Annotated in this window: 2 protein-coding genes; both read left to right on the top strand. The window is 38.5% G+C overall.

Going from position 1 to position 1,489, the window contains the following annotated elements:
* Positions 1 to 821 (top strand): CdiA family toxin C-terminal domain-containing protein (locus tag AC1DUW_RS28600; protein WP_477644154.1); only part of this gene is annotated, 821 nt, incomplete at its 5' end.
* A 15-nt stretch (positions 822 to 836) separates the two neighbouring features.
* A complete protein-coding gene (gene cdiI, locus AC1DUW_RS28595) occupies positions 837 to 1,199 on the top strand; it encodes a ribonuclease toxin immunity protein CdiI (RefSeq protein ID WP_053346692.1) in 363 nt (120 codons plus the stop codon).
* Positions 1,200 to 1,489: the final 290 nt, after the last annotated feature.

The raw sequence follows: 1,489 nt of genomic DNA, 5'->3' as shown, positions 1-1,489 counted from the left end.
CAGTCAATGGCCCCGAGGCTTGTATTGCCTGTTTATTTGATAATCTGCAAAACTGGTGGGATGGTTTATCTGCTTGGGAAAAAGGGTTGATTGTACTTGGAGCATTTGCCTTAACGTTCCCGTTATTAGGATTCTGGTCGGCAATAGGTGCTGTATCGACTGGAATCGGAATTGCTGCAGGTGGTCGGCAGACTGCAGACATCATCCGCAATCCTAAAAAATTACTTACGCCAGAAACGGCCCTTGCACTGGGAATTAGTGCACTGGTAAGTCGAATTCCATTTGGTAAAGCCCTTGTAAAACTAGGTGACTCGGTTTCACCGAGAATAAAACCCTATCTAAAAAGGATCTTGGAATCGTTCACTGGAAAGAAAACTACGTTTAAACCAGGATATGATAAACATCTTAAGGAGGTACAAGAAATTGTTAGGAGAAAAGGGAAGGGAGTAGTTGGAGGACATAATCTCCATAATTTCGAAAAGGCATTTAAAGAGAAAGGGTGGGATTTAAAGGAATGTATCATTTCAAGAAGAAAGCACCCAACCATCGAGGGTGTGCATGAAATAGAATATGGCTTACCTAAACTAGACAGGGAAGGAAAGATAATACCTGGAGAGCTTAAGAAAGTTTCCCATCCCAAAACAGTCTACGATCCGAAGATAATATCAGACGAACAGATGCTAAAATGGGGAGAAGAAGCTATGAAAAATGGGAAGATCGTTGGGAGAGAGAAAGTAGGAGTGGCCTCTAACGGACTCAAATTTAGAGGCTTTGTTGATGATTCAGGAAAAATAACGAATTTCTTCCCTACACTGGATTAAGGAGTTGGAAGCATCGTGGAAGATAAAAAGAGAAAATTGATAAGGTACTTCTATCACCATATGGGAGACGGTAAATTTTTAAGAATCTTAAGAAGTTATGCGGATGGTGAAGGATATGGAACTGAATATGCAAGGTTTGTGTTTGCCGACTATTATGAAGAGTGGGAAGAAGATTATTTTGGTAAAGAAGGAATAGCCTATTACATTGATCGTCCTGCAGTAGAAGAAGACGAAGAAATTATTTTAGATTATCTGACATTCTATAGATATCTAAGAGAAGATTGTGTTAGTTATCTTGAAGACTATCCCCAAGATAAATCAGAAGTAGAAGAACAATTAAAAAGGATTAAAGAAAGATTTAATATACAAGAACCTTGATTAGCTTTATCCTACTACTAAAAAAGAAAGATAGGTCAAGATTTAACATGGAGGATTACATGCGTAACCAAGTGTTGTCACATACCTTACATTATTTCTAGCAGGTTCTAAATTCCAAGGGTTTTTCTTTATATCTGATGGTAAACGTTTTTATCGTACGTTCTAACTAAAAAAAATCCTATGGTATTATGTCGCTTGTTGAACTAACAGGTGCGTTAGCTTAAGATCTGAGCTGTCTTTAAGGCAGCTTTTTCGTGCGCCCGGCATGGGTGCAATCTATAGGGTGAAAG

The organism is Peribacillus sp. P4_C12 (assembly GCF_056402095.1).
The sequence above is the reverse complement of the archived record's forward strand: the minus strand, read 5'-3'. Positions and strand labels throughout refer to the sequence as shown.